The organism is Luteibacter anthropi, from assembly GCF_011759365.1.
In the GTDB taxonomy this organism is placed as follows: domain Bacteria; phylum Pseudomonadota; class Gammaproteobacteria; order Xanthomonadales; family Rhodanobacteraceae; genus Luteibacter; species Luteibacter anthropi.
Genome location: NZ_JAARLZ010000001.1, coordinates 19,037 through 44,670 on the forward strand (window position 1 = coordinate 19,037; position 25,634 = coordinate 44,670).

Genomic DNA, 25,634 nt, shown 5'->3' on the forward strand with positions numbered 1-25,634 from the left:
GTCCGGTTCAGCGCCCCGCGGTCTCCGCGAGGTAGGTGTAGCCTGTAAGGCCTTTCTCCAGCGCCTCGGTGAGCGTCGCCGCCTCGTCGCCGCCGATGCCCGCTGCCGCGATGCGGTCCGCGTAGGACTGGCGCAGCGCCTTCAGGTCGTAGCCCACATAGTCGAGCATCAGGTCGGTGGTGTCACCACGACGGATGTGCGCGAACTCGTAGCCGCCGGCCGTAGCGCGGACATTCACCGCATCGGTGTCGCCGAACAGGTTGTGGATGTCGCCCAGGGTCTCCTGGTAAGCGCCCACCATGAAGATGCCCAGGCGATACGACTCGTCGTCCTTCAGTGCATGCAGCGGCAGGCTGACGTCCACGCCCTCGGCGTCCACGTAGTGGTCGATGCGGCCATCGGAATCGCAGGTGAGGTCGGCGATGACGCCGCGACGGGTCGGCTCTTCGTCCAGGCGCGAGATCGGCACGATCGGGAAGATCTGGTCGATGGCCCAGATGTCCGGCACCGACTCAAACACCGAGAAGTTCACGAAGTACTTGTCGACCAGCTTCTCGTCGAGGTCGTCCAGCGCCTGGCGATGGGCGCGTTCGGCCGGCAGCAGGCGCGTACGCACTGCGTTGGCGATGGCATAGAACAGCTCGTCGAGACGGGCACGATCGCGCAGGTCGAGCTGACCCAGTGCATACAGGGCCTGGCCTTCGGCGAAATGGTGCTGGGCCTCGTGGAACAGCTCCAGCGGCGGACGCTGGTCCAGCTCGGCGTGGGTCTCGCGCAGGTGGCGCAGCACCGTCGGCTCGCCGTCGCGCTCGGCCGGAATCGTACCCTCGGGCACTTCTTCCACTTCGCTGACGTTTACCACCATCACGGCGTGGTGCGCGGTCATCGCGCGGCCGGACTCGGTGAAGATCGTGGGCGCCGGCATGCCGTACTCGGCCACGGCCTCGGCCAGCGGCTGTACCACGCTGGCGGCGTACTGGCCCATGCTGTAGTTGATGGAGTTGAAGCTGCGCGAGCGGGTGCCTTCGTAATCCACGCCCAGGCCGCCACCCACGTCCACGATGTCGATGGGCACGCCCAGGCGATGCAGTTCGACGAAGTAACGCACCGCTTCACGCATGCCGGCGGCGATATCGCGGACGTTCGAGATCTGCGAGCCCATGTGGAAGTGCTGCAGGCGCAGGGTGTGCTTCAGGCCGGCGGCATCCAGGCGGTCGATCAGCTCCAGCACCTGGCCCGGGCTGAGGCCGAACTTGCCCTTGTCGCCACCGGTGTTCTGCCACTTGCCCGCGCCGATGGAGGCCAGGCGCACACGTACGCCCAGCAGCGGCTCGACGTCGAGCACCTTGGCCTCGGCGAGCACGTGGTCCAGCTCCGAGAGCTTCTCGATCACGATGTGCACGCGCAGGCCGAGCTTGCGGCCGATCAGCGCCAGGCGCACGTACTCGCGATCCTTGTAACCGTTGCAGACCACCATGCTGCCCGGACGGGCATGCGCCAGCACGGCCATCAGCTCGGGCTTGGAGCCGGCTTCGAGGCCGAAACCGTGCTCGCCGGCGGCGACCAGCTCGCCGACCACGCCGCGCTGCTGGTTCACCTTGATGGGGTAGATAGCCGTGTACGAGCCGGCATAGTCCGCATCGTCGATGGCCTTGGCGAAGGCCTCCTGCAGGCGGGAAAGGCGGTCGGCCAGGATGTCGGGGAAGCGCACGAGCAGGGGCAGGCGCAGCCCTTCGCGCGTGGCCTGCTCCACGATGGCCGGCAGGTCGAGGGTGGGGCCTTCATCGCCGCGGGGGCGGATGTTGAGATGGCCGTTGCCCGCTACGTCGACGTAGCCGTTGCTCCAGTGCGGGATCGCGTAGGTCAGCTTCGCGCGATCGATGGTCCAGTTCGCCATGGCAAACGTTTCTCCAGGTGAGTGTGTCGAGCCCTTTCCGGGGGCGCGGAACAGTCGCAGCGGCGAACCTTGACTCAAACGGGCCTGGCGGCCGGGAGCCTCGCACGCCGCGGGGCCGACCAGGCTGGGCCCACCACCCCTTGGAGGCGGGCAGACCTCGTATTGTAGCGGGCACCCATGACATCCGTGTATCCATCCGGCCAGGATCCGCGGGGACGGCCTTGGCCGCTTTTTCATCAGGAGCCGGTACAATCCCCTGTTCAGACCCCTTACCGTTTCCAGGAACAAGCGTCATGTCGCAGCAGCAGCTCAGCTGGTTTACCGAAGCCCACCAGGCCTCGGGTTCATCCATCGGTTACCGCGTCGAGCGCCTGTTGCACGCCGAGAAGACGCCGTTCCAGACCATCGAGATCTACCAGACCACCGACTGGGGCAACCTCATGGTGATCGACGGCTGCGTGATGCTCACCAGCCGCGACAACTTCCTCTACCACGAGATGATGACCCACCCGGCGCTGTTCACCCACGCCCGCGCCAAGCGCGTCGTCATCATCGGCGGCGGCGATTGCGGCACGCTGCGCGAGGTGCTCAAGCACGAGGAAGTAGAGAAGGCCACCCAGGTCGAGATCGACGAGCGCGTCACCCGCCTCGCCGAGCAGTACTTCCCGGAACTGTGCGACGCCAACAACGACCCGCGCGCCGAGCTGCTGTTCATCGACGGCATCAAGTACATGGCCGAGGCCGAGCCGGAATCCATCGACCTCATCATCGTCGACTCCACCGACCCGGTCGGCCCGGCCGAAGGCCTGTTCAACGCCGCCTTCTACGCCAGCTGCTACAAGGCCCTGCGCCACGGCGGCATCCTGGTGCAGCAGTCGGAATCGCCGATGGCCCACATCGAGCTGATCAAGGCCATGCGCTCGGCCATGCGCACCACGGGCTTCAAGGCCGTGCGCACCCTGCCCTTCCCGCAGCCGTGCTATCCCACCGGCTGGTGGAGCTGCACCATGGCCCGCAAGGACGGCGATCTCTCGGGTTTCCGCGAGCGCGGCGCCCTCAGCAAGAACTTCGCCACGAAGTACTACAACGCCGACATCCACAAGGGCGCCCTGGCCCAGCCGGAATTCATGCGCGAGGCGCTGGGCGAGTAAGCCTGCGGATCACTGCTGCATGCGAAAAAAGGCGCCCGATGGGCGCCTTTTTTCATCCCGCCAGACCTCGCGGATTCACTCGCTTGTGTAGGAGCGCGCCTCGCGCGCGACCCCTCACCCTTTCCTGTAAAACGATGAGGCCTTGCGATGGTCGGGCCGGCGGTTAACCGCTCGCACGACCATTGCAAGGCCTCGTTCGCCATAGCCGTTCTGAGGGGGCGCGCGCGAGGCGCGCTCCTACAGGGTCAGCGGGTGCGGGTTGGTCACTTGGCGCTTTCGAGCTTGCCCGGCTCCCAGCCGGGGGGCGCTTCGGCCTTGATGCCGTAGGCGTTGAGCGCGGCCAGCACCACGCTCATTTCGGTGCCGCCACTGCGGGCCAGGGAGAGCAGCTTCTGGGCCTTCGAGCGGTCGCCGAGGCCTTCCATGTGCAGGCGGGCGAACTGCTGCATCTGCCAGACGAGGTTGAGGCGGGCATTCTTCGCCGAGAGCTGGTCGGCGGCTTCCGGTGCCAGGGTCTCGCGCAGGTGCAGGCCGAGCGAGCGACCCAGCGGGCTGCTGCCCCATTCGAGCACCTTGGCGAGCTTCAGGCAGTCGGTCACCACGCTTTGGTCATCCTTGTGGCCTTCGCAGTACTGCGCGGCGGCCGGGAACATCGGCAACGGCTGGGTCGCGGCCAGACCGAAGACGATTTCCAGCTGCACACCGGCCGCACCGGCGCCCTGCAACGGATCGAACGTATCCGGCGGCGGGGGAAGCTGGCTGACCGACATGGCCAGCGCCTTCATGCTGGCGCCGAGGTAATCGTCGTACGACTTCGCGCTGGCGGCCTTCGCCAGATCCTCGCGGGCCTGCTTGTCGTTGCCCTGCGGCATGTCCATGCCGAGCTTGAGCAGCCACACTGCCGCGTTGTCGGGGGCCTGGTTCACCAGGCTGGCCACCGCGTCGGCATTGGGGCAGCTGCCGGCCTTGGCATCGCAATCGGCCAGCTGCGCCCAGGCCACGCGTGGACCAGCGTCGGCATTTCGCGCGGCGCGCTCCAGCAGGGCGTGGTAGGTGAGCACCTCGGGCGGATTGACCAGCGGACGCGCCAGCAGGGCGGCACCCAGCAGGGGCTCGGCCTCGGTGCTCAGCGCGACGACGCTGGCCAGGTCCTTCTGGAACTGCAACAGGGCCTTGGTGCGGTTCTTCTGCGCGGCAACAGGCCCCTTGGCCGGCGCCTTGGCGGCCTGGTAAGGCGTGGCGGCGAAAGCAGACAGCGAAAGCAGGCCCGAAAGGGCAAAAGCTACGGCGCGACGTCCCCGCATGGGCCATCTCCATGACATAAAAAGGGAAGGATACCGCCCCACCATGAACGGAAGCTGCCGGGTACGCTTTCACAAACGAAAGACATTGCTACCATCGGAAGCTTGCGCGGGGGGACCACCGGCAGGGGGCCGGCACGACCGCTGCATCAATCCTGCGACAGAACAGGAACCTACAATGGATCAATTTGCCATCCTTGCCAGCGAACGTGCTGGTTTCTTCGTCGGCTGGGGCACGCTGGCGCTCATCAATGCCGGCCTCGCCCAGGGCAAGAACCGCGGCGGCCTCGCCTGGTGGGCCCTCTCGCTGATCCTTGGCCCCATCGCCACCCTCATCCTCGTACTGTTACCGAAAGTGCGGACCAAGATCTTTTGACCCGGGCGCCAGCCTGTGTAGGCTAGAGCCCTCCCCATCGCAGGTGCGCGCGGATGCTTACGACGCTCGTGGCAAGCAGCAAGGGTGGTTGCGGGAAGACGACGCTGGTCACCCAGCTGGCCACGCACTGGGCGCAGGCCGGCAAGCACACGGCCATCATCGACGCCGACCGCCAGCACTCCAGCCTGCGCTGGGTGGACAGACGCCCGGAGAATGCCCCTGCGGTGACCGCCATCGAAGGCAGCCGCAAGGCCTTCGACCGGCTGTCCGACGATATCCAGCGGGTGATCGTCGACACCCCCGCGGGTGTCGACGAGAAGGACCTCGAACCGTATCTGGAAAAAGCCGACGTCATCCTCGTGCCGGTGCTGCCTTCGCAGTTCGACCTGGATGCCACGCTCGACTTCCTCGGCACCTTGCAGGGCATCGGCCGGGTCAAGCGCGGCAAGCTGCCCGTAGGGCTGGTCGCCAACCGCCTGAAGCCATGGACCAATGCCAGCCAGGCCGCGCTCGCGGAGCTGGCCGGACGTGCGCCGTTTCCCGTGGTCGGGGAACTTCGCGACTCGCAGGCGTACGTCTTGCTCACCGCCCTCGGTAAGGGCATCTTCGATTACCACTCGGAAAACGTGCGCGGGCACCAGGAGGACTGGGCCAGGGTGTTGCGCTGGATCAAGCGCAACAGCTGACGCACCGACCACCACGCCACGTCATGTGGCTCTAGCGGAGGGAGACATCCATGCGAGAACTCATCCTGTTACGCCATGCCGAAGCGACGCCGCACGGCAAGGAAGGCAAGGACGACCGCGAGCGAAAACTCACCGAACACGGAAAGAACGAAGCCCGCGCAGCCGGACAATGGCTCGCCGAGCACAAGATCACCTACGACCGCGTCCTCTGCTCGCCCTCCGAGCGCACCCGTGAAACCGCGGCGCTGGCCCTGGGCCAGATCGAACCTTCCTACGAAGACAGCATCTACGACGCCACCGTCGGCGACCTCTACGACCTGCTGGATCAACAAGCCGACGCCGAGCGCGTGGTCCTGGTCGGTCACAATCCCGGCATAGAGCAACTGGTAGCCTTCCTCACCGAAGGTCGTTCCGAGGACTATCGCGGCATGCCGCCCGCCGGCATGGCACGCCTGGTCTTCGATGGCCCCCTGCAACCCGGCACGGCGAAACTCGAAACCTTCTGGTCGCCACCCAACTGAGCCACCGAATGCGTTTCCTGCTGCCGGCGATCGCCCTGCTCCTGACGACGACGCCTCTTGCCGCCGCCGACCTGCACATCGATCCGCTCCGCTCGCGCGCCGAGTTCAGCGTTCGCCTGCTCTGGGTCAGCACGGTCTCCGGCAGCTTCGACGGCATTCGCGGTGAAGTCTCCATCGACCGCCAGGCCCGAACGGCCGTGGTCAAGGCCGACATCGACACCGAAAGCATCCGCATGGAATCCGCGCGCCTGCGCCGCTGGGTGCTGGCGCCGGAGTTCTTCGATGCCGAGCACCATCCGCAGATCCACTTCGTGTCACTGCCGGTGTCCCTGCATACGCTCAGCGGAGGCAGCGACATCGAGGGCAGCCTCACCCTGCGCGGCATCACCCGCCCGGTGACCTTCCACCTGGAACCCAACCATTGCCCGGCCGACGCCATGGCCGGCTGCGTCCTCCAGCTGGAAGGCAGCATCGACCGCACCGACTTCGACATGCGCGGCCATCGCGGCGCCCTGTCCGACCGGGTCACCCTCGGCATGGCCATCGTGCTGTCCGCTCCCTGAGCCGGCGGCCATCCATGGACGAACTCACGTGGCGTTGCTCCGCGTCGCCTAGAATCCGCGCCATGCGTCATGTCCTTATGTTCGTCATCCTCGCCGCCTCGCTCGCCACCGGCGGCTGCACGGTGTCGCGTGCGCGCATCCAGCGCGCCGACGCCGTGGTCAGCCTGACGGTGGACCGGCAGAGCACCTGCGACAGCGCGGACCACTGCGCCATCCCCTCACCGCTGATGGAAGCGGCCAGCGAAGCCGATGCCGCTTCCACGGCGAAGGCGCCGGTGCATGTGGCCACCTTGCTGGAAGATGGCGAATCGGCCCTGGCAGCCCGCATCAACCTGATCCGTGCCGCCACCCGCAGCATCGGCGTGCAGACCTACATCTGGGAGCAGGACGACTCCGGCAAGCTCGTGCTCGACGAACTCATCCATGCCGCCCGGCGCGGCGTGCGTGTGCGCATCCTGGCCGACCAGCTGTTCTCCTTCCGCGACCCGGGCCTGCTTGCCGGCCTCGCACGGGCCAGCGATCACCTGGAGATCCGCCTCTACAACCCGACCTTCCACAGTGCCCGCACGCCACCGCTGGAATTCGCGGCCGGCATCGTCTGCTGCTTCTTCAAGTTCAACCAGCGCATGCACAACAAGCTGCTGGTGGTGGACGACCTCATCGGCATCACGGGCGGAAGGAATTACGAGGACCGCTATTTCGACTGGGACGATGCCTTCGACTACGTCGACCGCGACGTCATGGTCGGCGGCCCCGTGGCGCGCACGATGGGCAAGAGCTTCGAGCAGTTCTGGGTGCACAAGCGCGCCGTACCGCTCACCCATCTTCGCGACGTCAACCGTGAGCTGGTCAACGACACCGACGATACCAAGCGCTGGAAGGAGCCGGCCTACGAGCATCCCGAGCGCGTGGCCCAGCTGCTCGCCAATGCGGAAGACGCCGGCTGGCTCGGCAGCCACATCCAGGCGACCTCGCTGCGCCTGAATCGCGTGGAGTACTTCTCCGACCTGCCCGGCAAGACCGACGAACCCAAGCGTCGCGAGGCGCGCACCCTCACCCGTCACATCATGGGCATGGTGCGCAACGCGAAAAGCGAGATCGTGCTGCAGACCCCTTACCTGGTGATGAGCCGGCCGGCCAAGAAGATCTTCGAGCGCCTGCGCAAGCAGCCCGACCCGCCCCGCATCATCGTGTCGACCAATTCGCTGGCATCCACCGATGCGTTCGCGGTGTATGCGCTGTCGTACAAGCACCGCAAGCGCTATCTCACCGACTACGGCTTCGAGATCTACGAGATGAAGCCGCATCCAACCGATGTCGATCGCGATGCGCTGGAGGGCCGCTACCACGCGCTCTACACGCCGCCGGTCGACACCACCGACGAGGACGATACAGCGACGCTGACCGGCAGCCGCGGACGCAGGCAGTCGCGGGCCGAAGCCGAGCGCGCCGCGGGGCCGCCGTCGGAGTCGTCGGGTTACCTGTCGGCGGCCATCCGCTCCCGACGCGGCCCACGCCATCGCCCCGCCCCGCTGCTCACCAGCGGCATCCGCTTCGGATTGCATGCGAAATCCATCGTGGTGGACGACACCTTCGCCATGGTGGGCACGCACAATTTCGACCCGCGCTCGGACCACTACAACACCGAGGCGGGCGTCATCGTCTACGACAAGCGCTTTGCCGACCGCCTGCGTGGTTCGATCCTGCAGGACACTCTGCCGGGCAACGCGTGGGTGATCGGACCGAGGCAGAAGTCGATTCCCGTGCTGTCGTCGGTGAACGAGTTCATCGGCGATGTGTCGGAGAGGCTGCCATTTTTCGACCTGTGGCCGTTTCGCTATGCCACCAGCTATGAGCTGAAGCCGGGGTGCATTCCGATGCGCTGGAGCGACCCGCGATTCTTCGAGTGCTATCAGGCCGTGGGCGACTTCCCGGAGGTGGATGTGTCGCTGAAGCTTATCTACACGCGGATGATCACGGCCTTCGGTTCATCAGCGGCGGGGATTCTGTAGGTTTGCGTTCTTCCGGTCGCGCGCAAGGCGCGCTCCTACAAATGCGGCAGGGCTACCGAACCGGAGCGGCTGTTGTAGGAGCGCGCCTGCGCGCGACCGGACCGAAGCGACATGGCAGGAACGCCTCGCTGGCGCCCCCCTCAAAACGGCCGCGTCAGCTCGAACCGCACCGGAAGCTCGGCAGTGAAATGCGCCGGACGATCAGCCGCCGCAAAGCGCCAGCGGCGGATGGCATCTTCCGCCGCACGATCCAGGTCGAAGTCACCGCTGGAACGCCCCACGGCCACACCCATCACGTCGCCTTCGGGCGTCACCGTCACGTTGAGCACCACCTGGCCCTCTCGACGGGCGCGCAAGGCGGAGATCGGATAACGCGGCGACGGCATGTACACGGCACGCAACGGCTCCGGCTTCGCTGCCTCGGCCACCATGGGCGACGACTCAGGTCGTGACCGGTTCACCACGCGCGGCGGCGGCTCGTCGCGCAAGATGCCCGCCGGGGCCGGCGCCGTGCCGGAACGCGATGCAGGCTTCGGCATAACCACCTCGGCCAGCGGCCGGGAGGCAGGTGCGCGTTCATAGGTAAGCGCGGTAAGCCAGCTCGTGCCGGCAATACCGAGGACAAGGCCCAGGGCGCTCAAAGAAGTGCTGGTACGTAATGCGAGCATGCAGATGTTGCCCGGCCGGCACCCCTTCGATGCCGGCCGTTCTTCCTTATTGTCAGGGGCGTTCGAGGATCGCCGTGACGCCCATGCCGCCTGCGGTGCAGATGGAGATCAGGCCGCGGCCCGAGCCCTTCTGCTCGAGCATCTTCGCCAGCGTGGCGACGATGCGCGCACCCGTCGCCGCGAAGGGGTGACCCGCCGCGAGACTGGAGCCGTTGACGTTGAGCTTCGACGGATCGATCGATCCCAGCGGGCCGTCGAGGCCCAGCCGGTTGCGGCAATAGTCGTCGTTCTCCCATGCACGCAGCGTGCACAACACCTGGGCGGCGAAAGCCTCGTGGATTTCGTAGAAGTCGAAATCGCCCAGCGTGAGCCCGGCCTGCTTCAGCATGCGGGGCACGGCCACCGTCGGCGCCATGAGCAGGCCTTCGCCGTGGACGAAATCCACCGCCGAGACCTGGGCATGCGTGAGGTAAGCCTGGATGGACAGCCCGCGCGCCGCCGCCCAGTCATCGCTGGCGAGCAGCACCGCCGCCGCGCCATCGGACAGGCCCGTGGAGTTGCCGGCGGTGAGCGTGCCCTGACCCGAGGTCTTGTCGAAGGCCGGCTTCAGGGAGCCCAGCTTCTCCAGGGTGGAATCCGGCCGCAGGAAGCCGTCGCGCTTCAGGCCACGAAACGGCACCACGAGGTCGTCGAAGAAACCGGCATCGTAGGCGGCGCCGAGCTTCAGGTGACTGGCAAGGGCCAGTTCGTCCTGCTCGGTGCGGCCGATCTTCCACTCCCTGGCCATCAGCTCGCAGTGATCGCCCATGGACTTGCCGGTGCGCGGTTCTGCCACACCCGGGAACGAGGGCTTGAGCTCCTTCAACGAGAAGCCGCGGGTGGCGACCTGTAGCTTTTCCTTGAGAGTCTTCGCACGATTGAGCGCCAGCAGGCGCTTGCGAAACTTCTGCCCGTAGACGATGGGCACGTCGCTGGTGGTGTCCGAGCCGCCCGCGATACCCGCGTCGATCTGGCCGGTGGCGATCTTGTTGGCGATGAGGATGGCGTTGTCCAGCGAGGTGCCGCAGGCGCGCGCCGTGGTGATGCCCGGCGTGGTGGGCGCCAGGCCCGAGGACAGCAGCGCTTCGCGGGCCAGGTTCCAGTCCGACGAGTGGCGGATCACCGCCCCCATCGCCACTTCGCCCAGCTCCACGCCATGCAGGCCGTACTTCTCGACCAGCGCGCCGAGAACCTTGACCGACATGCCGAAGTTGCCGACGTCGGCATACGCGGTGTTGTTGCGGCAGAAGGGAATGCGGACGCCGCCGACCACACCCACGCGCTTTTGCGTCTTATCCATGCTGTTGTGAGGAACTATCCGGAACCGAAGGGGAGTGCCCGAGCGGGCGAACCCGTTCGAAGGCGAAGATGCCGTGGACGCCGACGATCGCCGACGAACGCGTATCGGCAAGGCTAACCCGCATCCCTCCCCGGCGAAAGCCCGAAGAGCCCGGATGGTAGAATGGCGTTCCTTTGCCGTTGTGGAAAACCCGCCGTGTCCGAGTCGCCGCTGATCGCCTGCCCCGCCGTGCTGGCGCTGGAACTGGCCGGGGGCGACAGCCCCGACCGGCTCGAACTCACCCGCGACGAAGCCCAGGAACTGGCCGCCCTGGTGGCAGAAGACCTGCGCGCCCTGGTGCCCGGCGTGGAAGCCGCCCGCTTCGCGCTGGCCGGTGCCCTGTTCGACGGCGTGGAGATTCTTCGCCCCGGTTACCCGGTGTTCGCCACCCTTGAGGAACTGGCCCGGCGTATCCCGCGCGTGACCACGGCCGGTGGCGTGGTGGCTTTCGGCACGCACGAGGGCCACATGCCGGCCCAGCCGCTGGTGCCCGATACGCGCTACGCCGGTGGCCCGATGCGACTCATCCCGTGGATGCTGCTGGTGCCGGCCGACCAGGCGGACGACATCACCGCCGCGATGGAAGTAGAGCTGGTGGGTCGTGGCGAAGCCGGCGCGCGCACGGCGGATTTCCTCATGCGCACGCTTGGCGTCCGCCTGGAACACGCGCGCTACCTCAGCCGCAACGACCTGCTGGCCCTCACCTGCGTGCAGTACGAGCACGTGAACCTGGCGCCCCTGTGGACCATGCTCGAAACCGCCCTGCTCACGCCCTACCAGCAGGAGACGGCGCTGGGCTCGCGCGGCCTGCCGCTGCGCTATGCCGACGGGCAGGTGAGCATTCCCGGCATCGCCGGCTGGTTCACCCGGGACGGCGAGCACCGCGACAGCGCCGCGCACGAATTCGCCGGCACGCTGTTCGAACTTCGCCAGTACGCTGCCCTGCTCGACGCCCACCACGTGCCCCTGCGCATGGACGGCGACGCCGCCCGCAGCGAGCCGTATTTCATCGAGCATGTGGCCGACGCCGATCCGGCCCTGCCGACGCCCGAGCTCTACGCCCATGAAGCCGCCGGCCTGGGCATGGCCGCCATCACCGTGGCGCAGCCGTCGGCCGGCAAGGCCCGCATTCTCGGCCACGGTTATCCGCTGGCGCCGAACGTGCTGGGCCTCCTGCTGGAAAACCTCGCCGACCGCTACGCCGCCACGCCGAATGTGCACGCACTCGGCAAGATCCTGCTGGATGCGAATGGTGCGCTCGACGCACCTGCTCCGGCCCTTCACTAAGGTCTTCACGAACGATATACGCCGGCCGCGAAGGGCGGGTAGAGTGACGGCATTCCGCAGCCGGCGCCTCCATGCAACCCACGGTTCCACCACCGACCGCATCTCCGGCCGACTGGCCGGCCTATCTGCTGGATCGCGCGCCGGCGATGATCGCGTACGTGGACGCGGACACCCGCTATCGCTATGCCAGCCCCTCTTACCTGACATGGATGGGCATCGAGGGCAGCGTGGTCGGCCGGCGCATGGAAGACGTGATTCCCGCCTCGCTCTACAAGCGCATCATCCCCGGCTTCGAGGCTGCCCTCAGCGGTGACCAGACGGTGGCCGACCGCGAGATCCGCGACGACGATGGCCGTCACTTCGCGCAGGCCACCTTCTCACCGGACATCGACGAATCAGGAGGCGTGCGTGGTGTCTTCATCATGCTGGCCGACGTCTCGGTACGCCGCGAACTGGAAGCCCGCCTGCGCGAAAGCGAACGCCGCTTCGCACTGGCCTTCCGCCATGCCGCCATCGGCATGGCCCTGGTACGGCCGGACGGTCGCTGGCTGCAAGTGAACGAAGCCATCTGCGACATCCTCGGCTATACGGAAGACGAACTGCTCACCTCGGTGTTCCAGGACATCACCCATCCTGACGACCTGGCGGCCGACCTCGCCCTCACCGAGCGCGTGCTCAACGGCGACCGGCAGTCGTTCCACATGGAAAAGCGCTACATCCACGCCGAAGGCCACATCGTGCACGCGCTCATCAGCGTTTCGCTGGTACGCGACGAACGCGGTGAACCGCTGTACTTCATCTCGCAGATCCAGGACATCAGCGAGCGCAAGGCCTTCGAAGATGCGTTGTTCCGCGAGCGCGAACTGGCCGAGGTCACGCTGAAATCCATCGGCGATGCCGTGATCACCACCGACACCCACCTGGTGGTGACCTCGCTCAACCCCATCGCCGAAGCGATGACCGGCTGGAGCAGTCACGAAGCCGTGGGCCGTCCCATGGACGACATCTTTCGCCTGCGCGATCCGCTGACCCGCCAGCCCATTCCCAATCCGCTGCATGCAGCAGTCACCCGCAACACCATCGTGGGCCTCACCACCGACGCCATCCTCCTGCATCGCAACGGCTTCGACAGCCCCATCGAGGATTCGGCCGCACCTATCCACGATTACGCCGGCAACGTGGTCGGCGGCGTGGTGGTGTTCCACGACGTAAGCGAGACACGCGCGCTGGCCCTGAAGATGGCCCACCTCGCGCACCACGACACGCTCACCGGCCTGCCCAACCGCACCCTGCTGCAATCGCGGATGGACTTCGCCGTGACCGTGGCCGCCCGGCGCGGCCAGCGCGCCGCCGTGCTGTTCGTGGACATCGATCACTTCAAGCAGATCAACGACACCATGGGCCATGCGGCAGGTGACTCCCTGCTACAGGAAGTGGCCCGGCGCATCCGCTCGGCCGTGCGTCCCGACGACACCGTGAGCCGCCTGGGTGGCGATGAATTCGTGGTGCTGCTGCCGCACGTGGAATCCGCTTCCGACGCCTCCATCGTGGCCGAGAACGTGCTGCAGGCCTGCGGCGAGGCGATCGGCATGGGCGCGGGTGCCGCCGCCCTGGCGATCAGTTTCAGCATTGGCATCAGCCTGTTTCCCGACGACGCGCGCGACGCGGAATCCCTGCTGCGCAATGCCGACACCGCCATGTACGAGGCGAAGATGCAGGGGCGCAACGGCTACCGCTTCTTCAATGCCAGCATGAACGAGCGCAACAGCGCCCGCGTGCGCATCGAGATGGAGCTGCGCCGCGCGCTGGCCCGCAACGAACTGACCCTGCATTACCAGCCGAAGGTGGATGTCGAACTGGGCACCATCGTGGGCGCCGAGGCACTGCTTCGCTGGCAGGTGGATGGCGAGGATGTCTACACGCCCGAGCAGTTCATTCCCGTGGCGGAAGACTGCGGCCTCATCGTGCCCATCGGCGACTGGGCCTTGCGCGAGGCCTGCCGCCAGGCCGAGGTCTGGGCGCGCACCTATCGCCCGCTGTCGGTCTCGGTGAATGTCTCCGCGCTGCAATTCCAGCACACGCGCTTCTTCGAATCCCTGCACAGCGTGCTGGAAGACACCCGCCTGCATCCCACCCTGCTCGAACTGGAACTGACCGAACGCACGGTGATGGAAGGCGGCGACCACATCGCCCACCTGCTGCGCCAGATCAAGCAGCTGGGCGTTACGCTGAGCCTCGACGATTTCGGTACGGGCTATTGCAGCCTGTCGTACCTGAAGCACTTCCCCGTGGATACGCTGAAGATCGACCGCGCCTTCATCCGCGACGCCGCCTGGGACAGCGACAGCGCCGCCATCGTGCGGGCAATCATCACCATGGGCAAAGGCATGCACAAGCATGTGCTTGCCGAAGGCGTGGAAAGCCAGGAACAGGCTGACTTCCTGCGCGCATCGGGCTGCACGCAGATGCAGGGCTTCCTTTATGGTCGCGGTGTCAGCGCTCGCGAATTCGAAGCCCGCATCGCGGAAGTGGACACGGGCCTGCCCGGCGCGCGCTGACTCAGCGCGCCAGCATCGCCTCGTACATGTAGTAGTGGCAGCGCTCCATGCCCAGGCCGGAGTATGTGGCCTGGGCGCGCTCGTTCTCCGTCTCCACGTAGAGACGGATGCCCACGGCACCCGCTTCGTCGGCCAGGCCTTTCACGTGCGCATACAGCGCGCGGAATACCCCGGCACGACGAGCCTCCAGTGGCACGTAGACGCTCTGGATCCACCAGAAATCACCGCAGCGCCAGTCGCTCCATTCGTAAGTGATCATCAGGCACCCGGCCGGCATGCCATCGAGCATCGCCACGAGATAGAAGCCGCGACGCGGCTCATCGAAGACGGCGCGCACGCCACGACCGATGATGTCGGGATCGAGTCGCTTCTGCTCGGTCTCCCAGGCCATGGCGCTGTTCCAATGGGCGATCGTGTCGGCATCCGCGACCGTCGCCCGGCGAATCTCCAGGGTCATCGTTTCATCCATTGTTGGGCCGGCGCTTGCGCGAGGCGCCGAGTTTTCGGGTCAGGGTGTTGCGGCCGACGCCAAGCGCCGCCGCGGCCTGCTGCCGGTGACCGTCGTTGGCCACCAGCGCGACCTGGAGCAGGGTGCGGTCCAGCGCCTCGCGGGCGCGCGCATGGATATCCGCCTCTCCCTGTGCCAGGGCATCCTGCGCCCACAGGCGCAACGCGTCCGTCCATTCACCCGACTTCGTCTCGCGGCCAGGAAGCGCGCCGAGATCCGATGCAAGGATTTCGCTGCCGGGAGCAACCACGGCAAGACGGCGGCAGAGGTTTTCCAGTTCGCGGACGTTGCCCGGATAATCACGTTGCTCGATCAGCTTCATCGCGGCACGCGAGAAGCGCTTCGGCGGCAGGTTGAGTTCCGTGGCCGCGCGGGCGAGGAAATGCTTTGCCAGCAACGGCACATCGCTGCCTCGCTCGCGCAGCGAAGGCAGCGCGATGCGCACGACATCCAGCCGATGCTTCAGGTCGGCGCGAAACAAGCCAGCCGCCACGCGTGCATCCAGGTCCTGGTGCGTGGCCGCCACGATGCGCACGTTGCCGCGCAGGGATTCGCGGCCACCCACGCGGTAGTACTCGCCACCGGAGAGCACGCGCAGCAGGCGTGTCTGCAAACCCACCGGCATGTCGCCGATCTCGTCGAGAAACAGCGTGCCGCCGTCGGCCTGCTCGAAGCGGCCGATATGCCGACGCGCGGCGCCGGTAAAGGCACCGGCCTCGTGGCCGAACAATTCACTCTCCAGCAGTTCGGCCGGAATGGCGGCCGTATTGAGGGCGACATAGGGTTTGCCGCTGCGCGCGCTTTCCTCATGCAGCGCGCGAGCCACCAGCTCCTTGCCCGTACCCGTTTCGCCGGTCACCAGGACGTTGAGATCGCTGGCCGCCACGCGACCGATCAGCCGGAACACCTCGCGCATGGCCGCGCTTTCGCCCAGCAGGGCATGTGGGTCCTGGCGCAGTTCGGGCACCACCACGTCTTCATGCGACGCCGCGATGGCGCGTTCCACCGCCGCCACCGCCTGGTCAAGGTCGAACGGCTTGGCGATGTAATCCACGGCGCCTGCGCGATACGCGGCAGCGGTGGTCGCTACATCGGTGAACGCGCTCATGACAATCACCGGACCGATATTGCGCCGGGTCAGGTCTTCAAGCAGGCGCAGGCCATCTTCACCCGGCATGCGCACATCGGTGACCAGCAAGGCCGGCCGCGCATCGTCGAGCGCCGTGCGCACCGCATCGCCCGCGCTGAATTCGCGCACTGAGTGCCCGGCATCGCGCAATGCCTCGGCCAGCACGAAGCGCACGCCGCGATCGTCGTCGGCGATCCAGATGTCAGTCATGCGCACGCTCCATCGGAAGGTAGAGGGAGAACGTCGTCTCGCCCGGGCGGCTCACATAACGCAGGTCGCCGCCGTGTTCCTGCGCGATCTCGCGTGACAGCGCCAGGCCCAGCCCCGTCCCGTCGGGACGGCCGGAGACCAGTGGCTGGAACAGGCTGTCACGCAGCGCATCGGGCACGCCGGGACCATCGTCGATCACATCGATGCGCAGTGCCGACCGTACCGACCGTTCGCCAAGGCGCACGCCATGCTCCACGCGCGTACGCAGCACGAGCAGGCCCGCCCCTGCCTCACGTGCATTTCGAGCCAGGTTGAGCAGCACCTGCAAGAGCCGGTCGCCGTCACCAAGGCTGTCCGGCAGGCTGGGATCGTAGTCGTGACGCACGCCAGGTGCCCCCGGCTCGGCACCGATGATGTGTTCCAGTCGCTCCAGCAGTTCGTGCACATTCACCGGCGCGATCCGCGCCGCGCCGCCATGCCGGAGCAAGCCATCGGCCAGCGCAGCCAGCCGGTCGGCTTCGCCGATCACCATCCCGGCCAGTTGCCGTAAATCGTCATCCTGCACCCGGCGCTGTAACAGCTGCGCGGCACCGCGCAGGCCGGCCAGCGGGTTCTTTACCTCATGCGCGAAGCCGCGCAGCGTGGCCGACAACGGCGTCGTCGTGCTGCCCTGCTCCCTCACCAGCGGATGCACCTCGACCAGCACCCGCTCGTCGTCCACCGGCTGCACCATCAGGTCGGCCGTCACCTCCCGGCCGCGCGCCACCCCGAAGGTGACTGCCCGCAGATGAAACGCCCGCCGCTCCCGCTGCGCCCGCGCCAGGTGCGAGACGAGACCCGGCTCCCGCATCAGCTGCGGCAACCGCTGCCCCACCGCCGTCCGCGGCCCCACCCCCAGCACCTCGCCCAGGGCGGGGTTGATCCACAACACGGCGCCTCCTGCCCCGACGAGGGCAAGGCCGGTACCCAGCAGGGTCAACAGGTCGTTCGTATCCGGTGCATGCATTGCACCAATGTAGGGAGGTTGGATAACGGTGGCAATCGGGGGAACGCGATGGCCAATGGAGATGCCAGCATGGTACGCGCACGTGTACTACACCTATTTGGCCAGCCGTCGCGGACCACTGACCGGTGTATGGCGGCTCGCGGTAGGCCACAAGTACGGAGGCCGACCGGCACGTACGCCTGGGCCTGGCCCTCCATAGGATGCATCCATTCATTCATCGGAGCAGGGGCCGCCATGGCAAAACATATCGCGGGTCTGTTGATGGCCCTGGTCCTGTCGCAGGCGCCGCTCGCGCATGCGGAAACCTCCATGGCGGTCCAGGTGGACGACGTGGTGGCCAAGGATATGGCGGCTCGCCATACGCCTGGTGCATCCGTCGCCGTGATCAAAGACGGCAAGGTGGTGCTCGAGAAGAGCTATGGGCTCGCCAGCGTCGAACTGAACGTGCCAGCGACGAACGCGACGCTGTATCCGCTCGCTTCCACGACCAAGGAATTCACTGCCGTAGCGATCATGACACTGGTCGAGCAAGGCAAGCTCGCGCTCGACGATCCGGTCAGGAAGTATCTTCCGGAACTCCCCGCCTCATGGATGCCCGTCACGATACGCCACTGCCTTTCCCACACATCCGGCCTTCCCGACAATGTGCAGGACGATACCGTCAACGTGCTGCCATTGGCGGGTACGCGTGCGGACCTGATGGCCTTGCTTGCCAGCAAGCCGGTCAAGGCGCCAGGCACGTCGATGGCTTACAACCAGACCGGCTACATGTTGCTCGGCGACATTATCGCGCGTGTCAGTGGCATGCCTTACCAGCAATATATCGACGACCGCTTGCTGAAGCCGCTGGGTATCACCGGCTTGCGCTGGGGTGATACGTGGACGCTCGTGCCGGGTCGTGCTTCGCTGTATACCGCCCTGCAGCCAACGGCCGATCACTCGAAGCTCCAGCTCGATGCGAAAGGTGCACCCGTACTTTCCACCGACGGCATCCACCCATTCGGATCGAAGATAGCGACGGAATGGTTGCTGCCCGCCGCAGGACTGAGCGGCAATATCGAGGCGATGGCCACCTGGGAGAACGCGCTATGGAGCGGCAGGATCATCAAGCCGGAAAGCCTCGCGCTGATGGCGAAACCCTACGTGATGACGGACGGCAAAACCGGCGACTTCGGCCTGGCGCTCATGCACGACAGCCAGCAGGGGCATGTAACGATACACACCGGGGGTGGCGCGGCCGTATGGATCACCACGATCCCCGATCGACACCTGACGGTGATCGTTCTGACGAATCTCCAGGCATCGCAGCCTTATAAGCTGGTCGCAGGCATCCTCGATGTGTACCTGGATAGCCCGCACTGAGATTGTCCCTGACAAACTTAAGAAATTCATGCACCCAGCGTTGTTTCATTTCCGAGTGACTTTCTCAGGCTGATCAGATGAATTTTACAGCGTCTATTCCATACCTGAAAACAGAACGCCTGATACTTCGGGAGTACAGGCCTGGCGATTTTGAAGCTTTTGCTGCGCACCTTGCGGACCCCGATTGCATGCCGCCTCCGTACCTGTCTGACCGGAAAACCGCGTGGCGTATATTCGGATCTCATACCGGCTTATGGATCCTGGGTGGCGCAGGTTGGTGGGCTATCGAACACCGGGACACCGGTGAGCTGGTCGGCAATGTCGGAGCTTTCTTCCGCGACCGGGATCCGGTGCTTGAGCTTGGCTGGAATACATACAAGCCGTTCTGGGGGCAAGGCATAGCCGGGGAAGCCGCGACGGCCGTGCTACAGCACGCTTTCGATGTCCAGTGTAGATCACAAGTGCAAGCGCTTATCGGCGCTGGCAACAGAAGATCAATCCAGGTGGCGGAACGCCTAGGGTTTCGTTATGCCAACGACACCGACCTCGACGGCCACATCATGCGGAGATATATGCTCGAACGAGTGTGAGGACACCCATGAATGTGAAGCCACGGAGCATGCCAAGTTGGTATGCGAGTGGTCCCGAATGTATTGATCGCCCGGTCAAGGTAGGTGCAGCTTGCCGCTGCACTCCTACCAACGATGTACCTGTTCTATCGCCACCGGGTCATGGATATCGCGGATACGCTGCCAAAGTATCTCGACGAATGGGATGGACCGACGATCTGACAGACCACTTTTAATGGCAACGGCGTGTCCCCATTGGATGGCGGGGTCACCCACCGACCATTCGCCGAGACTACTCATGCCACGAGCCGCCATTTCATGACCACCGGATTCCAAGAACTCCGCCGTTACGATTTCAGGGATACGAAGACGCTGGTCTTCGCCGGTGGCGGTAACCGCTGCTGGTGGCAATCCGGGGCACTGCGCCATCTACTCGATGCCGGGATGTCGCTACCAGGACAACTCGTGGGAACGAGTGCGGGAGCCGCCGTCGCTGCATCGTTTCTGACGAAAAGTGACGGCGAGGCATTGAAAGCCTGCCTGCGGCTCTATGCCGAGACGCCGAAGATCTTCGACTGGTCGGGCATCGCAAAGCTCAAGCTCCGCTTCGCCCACCAGCGCGTCTATCCGGCCTGGGTCGATGCGTTCCTCAATGCCGACACGCTCGACACCTTGCGCCAGTCGTCGTCGCGGCTCACGGTGGGCCTGACACGAACGGCACGCTTTCTCGGCATGCGTGGTTCCGTGGCGGCAGGCACGTTCGCCTACCTCATCGACAAGTACGTGTGGAACAGCATCCATCCGCGCCTCCCGACACTGATGGGCCTGCGCCGGGATTTCATGGTGCTCAACGACTGCACCGACATCCAGTCTGCGCAGGACCTGCTGATCGCGGCTGCATCCGCACCGCCCATCATGTCCGCACGCCCTGTCGGCGGCGCGCATGCCATCGATGGTGGCTATACGGACAACGCACCCATTCCTCCCCAGACCGATGCCGAACGGACGGGCACGCTCGTGCTGCTGACCCGGCACTACCCGAAGCTGCCGCCGCTGTTCCGCTGGGCCGGTCGCACGTACTGGCAGCCGAGCAAGCGCATTCCCGTCTCCACCTGGGATTGCACGCCCCGCGCGACGGTTCGTGAAGCCTACGAACTGGGCAGACAGGATGCGGTGGAAGCCCTGCGCAGCCATCGCGTGTTCTGAGGCGGTTATATGTCGCGCGAGGGGTATTACGAGAAGGGCGCCATGGTCTGCACGAGTAACGCCAACGGCAGTCAGGATCGGTCTGACTCAGCTTCGTGCCAGACCGAGGAAAATCCGGGCCTTGGTCCAGCGAGTGACAAGTAGCCGCTCCAGCATAAGAACCACCAGCAAGGTTCCGCCAAAAAGCGGCAGGCATATCCCCAGAAGGACAATGACCGCTATCAACGCGCCAGACACGCGGGTGCTTCCGTGCGCAGGTGGTGCCCCCAGCAAGCCGGATGGTCGGCGACGCCACCACAGCACCGTGGCGCTGACGGACATCAGCAAAAGGCCGAGTGCCGTGGCTACGCCGAGCACCTGATTCAGTGGTGCGAACAACTGGCCTTCGTGGAGGGCCACCCCATAGCCGATAAGCCGGTCGAGGAACGGACGATCCTTGAATCGCGTCACATCGATGATCTTTCCCGTGGACGGATCGATGCGCGCGTCGATCCGCCGAGGGCGGTCCTGGACATCGGAGTGAGCCGACCAGAAAGGCGAACGCTTCGAAGGTGGGCTGATCAATACCGGCGCGGGCCAGTGCTGGCTGGCCATGCCGGGAACGATACGGTCGATCGGTGAATAGTCCGGTGCCACGACAGGCATTGAAGCCGTCTTGTCATCCATGGCCATGCCCGGCATCGACATCCCGGCCATGCCTGCGTGTTCATCCGTGACAGGTGCATTGGCTTCGCGGTTGATCCTTCGCTGGTCAGCGCTACCTGTGGTCCAGTCCTGGGCAACCACCACGTGGGAATAAGCCTGCCTTGCATCTTTCAGCAAGCCACCCCATGACTTCGCCCACGGAAGACCTGACAAAAGCAGCACGAGCGCCATCGCGGAAATCCATACGCCGGTCACCGCATGCAGGTCACGCCAGAAGATACGTGATCCCTGTCTCAGCCGGGGAAGTAGCACGCCGCGCAAACGCGTGCCACGCGGCCACCAGAGATAAAGACCCGTCAACAACATCACGATGGTCCATGATGCCGCCAGCTCCACGAGCATGGAGCCCGGTGTACCGGCCAGCAGTTCACCGTGCAGATAGAAGATCACCCGCATGAAGCGATCTTCGTCGTTCACGACGTGAAGCACCCGTGCGGTAGAAGGATCGACGAAGACACGAATGACTTGCGGGCCCTTGCCCACGAGGACTCGCGTGGCCTGCTCCGTGGTGACGGGAAGTTCGTAGGCGTTGAGTACGCTGCCGGGTACGGCGGCCAGCGCCGCAGCCACCTGCGCCGAAGGTGGTAGCGCCGGGCCATGGGCCACATGCGCATAGCCGCGTTCCAGCCACGGCTCGATCTGTGGCTTGAACAGGTAGACCATGCCCGTCGTCGCCAGCCAGACAATGAAGGGAAGGCAGAACAGCCCGGCATAGAAGTGCCACCGCCAGATCATGCGGTAGCGCGCGCCTCGCGATAGCGTCACCGCCGCAGGCGATGGCTCCGGGAACCGGTTTGTATCTGCGTTCACGCCGCACCTGGAGTAGGGACCAGGGTTGGGATGGTGGCATACGAACTGGTGACCGGCGGCACCACCGTGGCAACGTGTCGCGGTGGCCTGCGCGATGTCCGTCCATCCTTGCGACAACGCTTCTGGACGTTTCTATCCCACGCCTGAAGGCATGAAGTTACGTCCAATAAAACCGCCACGACTGGACTAGAATCGAAGCACCCGCACCACCGTCGGAGTCGCCATGAACACGCGTAGCCGCTTCCTGCTGCTGGCACTGGGAGCCAGCGTCGTGATGCCCGCCTGGGCCGCCAAGGACGATCCGGCCGCCCAGCTGGCGAAGCTCACCGAAGGCCGCATCGCGGGCAAGCCCCAGCGCTGCATCGACCTCAGCCAGGCCTATGACAGCCAGGTGATCGACAAGACCACCATCGCCTACCGCGTGGGCAGCATCTGGTACGTAAACCAGCTGCGCTCGGGCGGTGAATTCCTCGATTCGCGCGATGTGCTGGTCACCCGCACCTTCGGCTCGCAGTTGTGCGAACTCGACAGCGTGCGTCTTGTGGAGCGCTATACCGGCGTACCCGGTGGCTTCGTGGTGCTCGGGCAGTTCGTCCCCTACCGGCTCCCGCCGAAGGATCACTGAGTATTTTTGTCGTGGCCCGATGGCTACGGTTTACATGAGTACACGGCGGGTTACCTCTTTCAGGAAGCAACCCGCCGTGTATCGATCAGGCTCAGCCGAGTGACGGATAGTCCGTATAGCCGTGCTCGTCGCCACCGTAATAGGTGTTCGGATCGCTCGGGGCGATCGGGGCACCGGATTTCAGGCGCTCGACGAGATCGGGATTGCTGATGAACGGACGGCCCATGGCGATCACGTCCGCGCGACCTTCGCGCAACGCGGCATCGGCCAGCGCAAAGTCGTAACCGTTGTTGCCCATGTACTTGCCGTGGAAGGCCTTCTTCAGGGCCCCGAAATCGTAGCCCGGCACGTAGTCGCGCGAGCCGCCGGTGGCGCCTTCCACGATATGCAGGTATGCCGGGTTGAAGCGGTTGAGCCCTTCCACCGCATGCAGGTAGAGCGGCACGGGGTTGCTGTCGCTGGAATCGTTGACGGGCGATACCGGCGAAAGACGCACGCCGGTGCGACCGCCACCGATGGCGTCGGACACCGCGCCCATCACCTCGAAGAGGAAGCGCGTGCGGTTCTCGATGCTGCCACCGTACTGGTCGTGGCGCTTGTTGGAGCCATCGCGCAGGAACTGGTCGATGAGGTAACCATGGGCGGCATGCACTTCCACGCCGTCGAAGCCGGCCTTGCGGGCCATCGTGGCGGCATGGGCGAAGTCGGCGACGATCTGGCGGATCTCATCCACTTCCAGCGCGCGCGGTTCCTCATGCGGCTGGAAGCCACTCTCGGTGAATGCATTGCCTTCGGGCTTCACGGCGGACGGCCCCACCGGCTTCACGCCCTGCGGTTGCAGCGACGGATGCGAGATGCGGCCCACATGCCAGATCTGCACCACGATGGAACCTCCCTTCGCATGCACGGCATCGGTCACGTTCTTCCAGCTGGCAACCTGCGCATCCGTATACACGCCCGGCGTGAACGCATAGCCCTTGGCGCTGTCGTCGACCTGCGTGGCCTCGGTGATGATGAGGCCGGCCGAGGCACGCTGGCTGTAGTACTCGACGGCGGACGGACGCGGCACGTCGCCCTTCAGCGCACGGCTGCGCGTGAGCGGTGCCATGGCGATGCGATTCCTGAGATCGAGGTCACCGAGGCGGATGGGCTGGAACAACGGGCTTGCGCTGCGATTTTCTGACATGAATATGGTCACCGGTATAGTAAATGTGGGCCGTTATTAGGACGGAACGGACAAAATAAGCTGCCCGTCTTCCTGCGGGCAGGTGACCCCACATTCAATCCCCGGTGACGGGATCAGGCGCGCGCCAGCATGCCCTTGCGAAACTGGTCCGGTGTGCAGCAGGCCTGGCGCTTGAACATCTCGATGAACGACGACGCGGTGGCGTAGCCGAGTTCGCGGGCGATCGTCTCTACCGACTGCTGCTTCGCCAGCAACTCCACGCCCAGCGTGAATCTCAGGCGCTGACGCCATTCACCGAAGCCGATGCCAAGCTCGCTCTGCGCCAGGCGTTCCAGCGTGCGTACGCTCATATGCTGCGACCGGGCGATGTCCCGCACCGAATCGCCACGCGCAATGTATGTTCTTGCGAATGCCATGGCGGCGACGAGGTGCGGCTCTTCGCTGGATGGCAAGAAGTTGGCCACCGGTCTTGCGGCGAGGATCTGGTCGATGACCACGCGCGACATGCGGACGTGCGCGGGCTCGCGCGGCGTGATGATGTCCAGCCGTGCAAACTCGTCCAGCAGCACTTTCAATACCTCGCTGATGGATAGCGCACAGGCTTCGGCCGGCATCTTCGCTGCAATGGCCAGGGATACATACACCGCGCGAAATTCCAGCGCATTGCGATTGACCGCACCATGGGAAACGCCCGGCGGAATCCAGATACCGTACTGCGGCGGTGACACCATGCGTCGCGAGTCGACGGTCAGCTCCATCAGGCCTTGCGATACGTAGTTGAGCATGCCCCACGGATGCACATGCGACTCGAACACCGAGGGCGGCATCGTGCCGTGGCGGAAATAGATGGGGCCGGGCAATTGCTTGAAGGTAGGGATCGGACGCATTGGCGATCTCCCTTGCTGTCGCAGAACCGGGAGGCATTGTCGCATTTCAGGGATGCCCGGCAAATGCGTCACTGCTACGCTTTACCTGCCGTATCCCCTCCCCTGTACGACCCCATGAATTACCTCTTCCCCGTTATCGCCGCCCTCCTGTGGGGCGTGAACACGCTCGTCACCAAACTGGCCTCCGGCACCGTCGGTGCCGTGGACATCAGCCTGCTGCGCTGGTTTTTCGCGGCAGTGGTGGTGTCGCCCTGGGCGATACCGCGATTGCGTCGCAACATGGCCGTCATCCGCCCCAACCTCGGCCGGTTCTTCCTGCTGGGCCTGCTGGGCAGCGTCGTCTACCAGTGCGCCGCCTATTACGCCGCCCATTTCACCTCGGCGACCAATATGGGCGTGATCCAGTCGCTCATTCCACTGATCACCCTGATGCTCTCGGCAATCTTCCTGCGCCACCGGGTCACGGCGCTGGTCGTGGCCGGTGCCCTCGTTTCCGCGTTCGGTGTCGTCATGGTGATCTCGCACGGCGATCCGCGCCAGCTCACCGTGCAGGGGCTCAACCGTGGCGATGGCCTGATCGTGCTGGGTGCCACGGCGTTCGCGCTCTACAACCTGCTCATGCACAAGTGGAAGCTGAAGGTCTCGCTGGTGGAGTCGCTGTTCATGCAGGCCTCTACGGCCACCATCATGCTCGTACCGCTATGGCTGGCCTTCGGTGAAGGCGTGCACGGAGCGGCGGCATGGGGATGCATTGCCTTCGCCGGCATCGGTGCCTCGGTGATGGCCCCGCTTTGCTGGATGGCCGGCATCAGCCGCCTGGGCGCGGCCCGCGTCACCGGATTCTTCAACCTCGTGCCTATCGTGACGGCCGTGCTGGCGGTGTTCGCCCTGGGCGAAAAACTGACCGTGACCACGGCCTGCGGCGGCCTGCTGACGATTCTCGGCGTGATCGTCGCGGAGTACGCCGGGCGACGCACGTCGCAGCCTGCGAAGGAAGCGCTGGCCTGAGGCGTGCTCGCGGCGGCACCCCGCA

At 65.4% G+C, this 25,634-nt stretch carries 23 protein-coding genes; 13 read left to right on the forward strand and 10 right to left on the reverse strand.

Annotated features, from left to right (window positions below):
• Positions 1 to 7: 7 nt before the first annotated feature.
• The gene (speA, locus tag HBF25_RS00090; RefSeq protein ID WP_166945387.1) at positions 8 to 1,897 is read right to left on the reverse strand and encodes an arginine decarboxylase; all 1,890 of its coding nucleotides are present in this window, start codon (positions 1,895 to 1,897) and stop codon (positions 8 to 10) included.
• Positions 1,898 to 2,190: 293 nt separating this feature from the next.
• Between speA and speE the strand changes: the two genes are divergently transcribed.
• Positions 2,191 to 3,048 carry a polyamine aminopropyltransferase gene (speE, locus tag HBF25_RS00095; protein ID WP_166945388.1) on the forward strand — a complete coding sequence of 286 codons (858 nt, stop codon included), beginning with the start codon at positions 2,191 to 2,193 and terminating at the stop codon, positions 3,046 to 3,048.
• A 263-nt stretch (positions 3,049 to 3,311) separates the two neighbouring features.
• Here the strand turns inward: speE and HBF25_RS00100 are convergent, their stop codons facing one another.
• A complete protein-coding gene (locus tag HBF25_RS00100) occupies positions 3,312 to 4,352 on the reverse strand; it encodes a hypothetical protein (RefSeq protein WP_166945390.1) in 1,041 nt (346 codons plus the stop codon).
• Positions 4,353 to 4,527: 175 nt separating this feature from the next.
• Between HBF25_RS00100 and HBF25_RS00105 the strand changes: the two genes are divergently transcribed.
• The 5 genes from HBF25_RS00105 (at position 4,528) to HBF25_RS00125 (ending at position 8,507) form a co-directional block, all read left to right on the forward strand.
• Positions 4,528 to 4,725, forward strand: a complete 198-nt coding sequence (locus tag HBF25_RS00105; protein WP_166945392.1) for an antitermination protein NusB — start codon at positions 4,528 to 4,530, stop codon at positions 4,723 to 4,725.
• A 53-nt stretch (positions 4,726 to 4,778) separates the two neighbouring features.
• A complete protein-coding gene (locus HBF25_RS00110; RefSeq protein WP_166945394.1) occupies positions 4,779 to 5,411 on the forward strand; it encodes a ParA family protein in 633 nt (210 codons plus the stop codon).
• A gap of 50 nt (positions 5,412 to 5,461) precedes the next feature.
• On the forward strand, positions 5,462 to 5,932 hold the full coding sequence (locus HBF25_RS00115; RefSeq protein ID WP_166945396.1) for a SixA phosphatase family protein: 471 nt from the start codon (positions 5,462 to 5,464) through the stop codon (positions 5,930 to 5,932).
• A gap of 8 nt (positions 5,933 to 5,940) precedes the next feature.
• The gene (locus HBF25_RS00120) at positions 5,941 to 6,495 is read left to right on the forward strand and encodes a YceI family protein (RefSeq protein ID WP_166945398.1); all 555 of its coding nucleotides are present in this window, start codon (positions 5,941 to 5,943) and stop codon (positions 6,493 to 6,495) included.
• A 62-nt stretch (positions 6,496 to 6,557) separates the two neighbouring features.
• Positions 6,558 to 8,507 carry a phospholipase D family protein gene (locus tag HBF25_RS00125; protein ID WP_166945400.1) on the forward strand — a complete coding sequence of 650 codons (1,950 nt, stop codon included), beginning with the start codon at positions 6,558 to 6,560 and terminating at the stop codon, positions 8,505 to 8,507.
• Positions 8,508 to 8,647: 140 nt separating this feature from the next.
• Here HBF25_RS00125 and HBF25_RS00130 read toward each other — a convergent pair whose 3' ends face one another.
• Entirely contained in the window at positions 8,648 to 9,175 is a 528-nt protein-coding gene (locus HBF25_RS00130) for an energy transducer TonB (protein WP_166945402.1), read from the reverse strand.
• A gap of 52 nt (positions 9,176 to 9,227) precedes the next feature.
• A complete protein-coding gene (locus HBF25_RS00135) occupies positions 9,228 to 10,514 on the reverse strand; it encodes an acetyl-CoA C-acetyltransferase (RefSeq protein WP_166945404.1) in 1,287 nt (428 codons plus the stop codon).
• A gap of 195 nt (positions 10,515 to 10,709) precedes the next feature.
• On the opposite strand from HBF25_RS00135, the gene HBF25_RS00140 reads away from it, so the two are divergent.
• A complete protein-coding gene (locus HBF25_RS00140; RefSeq protein ID WP_341777999.1) occupies positions 10,710 to 11,840 on the forward strand; it encodes a hypothetical protein in 1,131 nt (376 codons plus the stop codon).
• Positions 11,841 to 11,911: 71 nt separating this feature from the next.
• Complete coding sequence (locus HBF25_RS00145) at positions 11,912 to 14,398, forward strand: sensor domain-containing protein (protein WP_166945408.1); 2,487 nt, start codon at positions 11,912 to 11,914, stop codon at positions 14,396 to 14,398.
• A 1-nt stretch (position 14,399) separates the two neighbouring features.
• Here HBF25_RS00145 and HBF25_RS00150 read toward each other — a convergent pair whose 3' ends face one another.
• From HBF25_RS00150 to HBF25_RS00160, 3 genes are read right to left on the reverse strand one after another with little or no spacing between them, the layout of a single operon-like run.
• Positions 14,400 to 14,855: a GNAT family N-acetyltransferase gene (locus HBF25_RS00150; RefSeq protein WP_166945410.1), complete on the reverse strand. Its 456-nt coding sequence runs from the start codon at positions 14,853 to 14,855 to the stop codon at positions 14,400 to 14,402.
• Between the two features lie 4 nt (positions 14,856 to 14,859).
• Entirely contained in the window at positions 14,860 to 16,245 is a 1,386-nt protein-coding gene (ntrC, locus tag HBF25_RS00155) for a nitrogen regulation protein NR(I) (RefSeq protein ID WP_166945412.1), read from the reverse strand.
• The gene (locus HBF25_RS00160) at positions 16,238 to 17,251 is read right to left on the reverse strand and encodes a two-component system sensor histidine kinase NtrB (RefSeq protein WP_166945414.1); all 1,014 of its coding nucleotides are present in this window, start codon (positions 17,249 to 17,251) and stop codon (positions 16,238 to 16,240) included. The genes ntrC and HBF25_RS00160 overlap by 8 nt, the downstream gene beginning before the upstream one ends.
• A 234-nt stretch (positions 17,252 to 17,485) precedes the next feature.
• On the opposite strand from HBF25_RS00160, the gene HBF25_RS00165 reads away from it, so the two are divergent.
• From HBF25_RS00165 to HBF25_RS00175, 3 genes are all read left to right on the forward strand, one after another.
• Complete coding sequence (locus HBF25_RS00165) at positions 17,486 to 18,613, forward strand: serine hydrolase domain-containing protein (protein ID WP_166945416.1); 1,128 nt, start codon at positions 17,486 to 17,488, stop codon at positions 18,611 to 18,613.
• A gap of 77 nt (positions 18,614 to 18,690) precedes the next feature.
• Positions 18,691 to 19,203, forward strand: coding sequence for a GNAT family N-acetyltransferase (locus tag HBF25_RS00170; protein ID WP_166945418.1), 513 nt, complete (start codon positions 18,691 to 18,693; stop codon positions 19,201 to 19,203).
• 297 nt (positions 19,204 to 19,500) lie between these two features.
• Complete coding sequence (locus tag HBF25_RS00175) at positions 19,501 to 20,388, forward strand: patatin-like phospholipase family protein (RefSeq protein ID WP_166945420.1); 888 nt, start codon at positions 19,501 to 19,503, stop codon at positions 20,386 to 20,388.
• Between the two features lie 87 nt (positions 20,389 to 20,475).
• On the opposite strand, the gene HBF25_RS00180 is transcribed toward HBF25_RS00175, so the two are convergent.
• A complete protein-coding gene (locus tag HBF25_RS00180) occupies positions 20,476 to 21,903 on the reverse strand; it encodes a PepSY-associated TM helix domain-containing protein (protein ID WP_208392347.1) in 1,428 nt (475 codons plus the stop codon).
• 223 nt (positions 21,904 to 22,126) lie between these two features.
• Between HBF25_RS00180 and HBF25_RS00185 the strand changes: the two genes are divergently transcribed.
• Positions 22,127 to 22,528 (forward strand): hypothetical protein, encoded by a 402-nt coding sequence (locus HBF25_RS00185; RefSeq protein WP_208392348.1) that lies wholly within the window; start codon positions 22,127 to 22,129, stop codon positions 22,526 to 22,528.
• Positions 22,529 to 22,619: 91 nt separating this feature from the next.
• On the opposite strand, the gene HBF25_RS00190 is transcribed toward HBF25_RS00185, so the two are convergent.
• Together HBF25_RS00190 and HBF25_RS00195 are read right to left on the reverse strand one after the other, a co-directional pair.
• Entirely contained in the window at positions 22,620 to 23,714 is a 1,095-nt protein-coding gene (locus HBF25_RS00190) for an alkene reductase (RefSeq protein WP_166945422.1), read from the reverse strand.
• Between the two features lie 113 nt (positions 23,715 to 23,827).
• Positions 23,828 to 24,601, reverse strand: coding sequence for an AraC family transcriptional regulator (locus tag HBF25_RS00195; protein ID WP_166945424.1), 774 nt, complete (start codon positions 24,599 to 24,601; stop codon positions 23,828 to 23,830).
• Positions 24,602 to 24,715: 114 nt separating this feature from the next.
• On the opposite strand from HBF25_RS00195, the gene HBF25_RS00200 reads away from it, so the two are divergent.
• A complete protein-coding gene (locus HBF25_RS00200; RefSeq protein ID WP_166945426.1) occupies positions 24,716 to 25,609 on the forward strand; it encodes a DMT family transporter in 894 nt (297 codons plus the stop codon).
• Positions 25,610 to 25,634 lie beyond the last annotated feature (25 nt).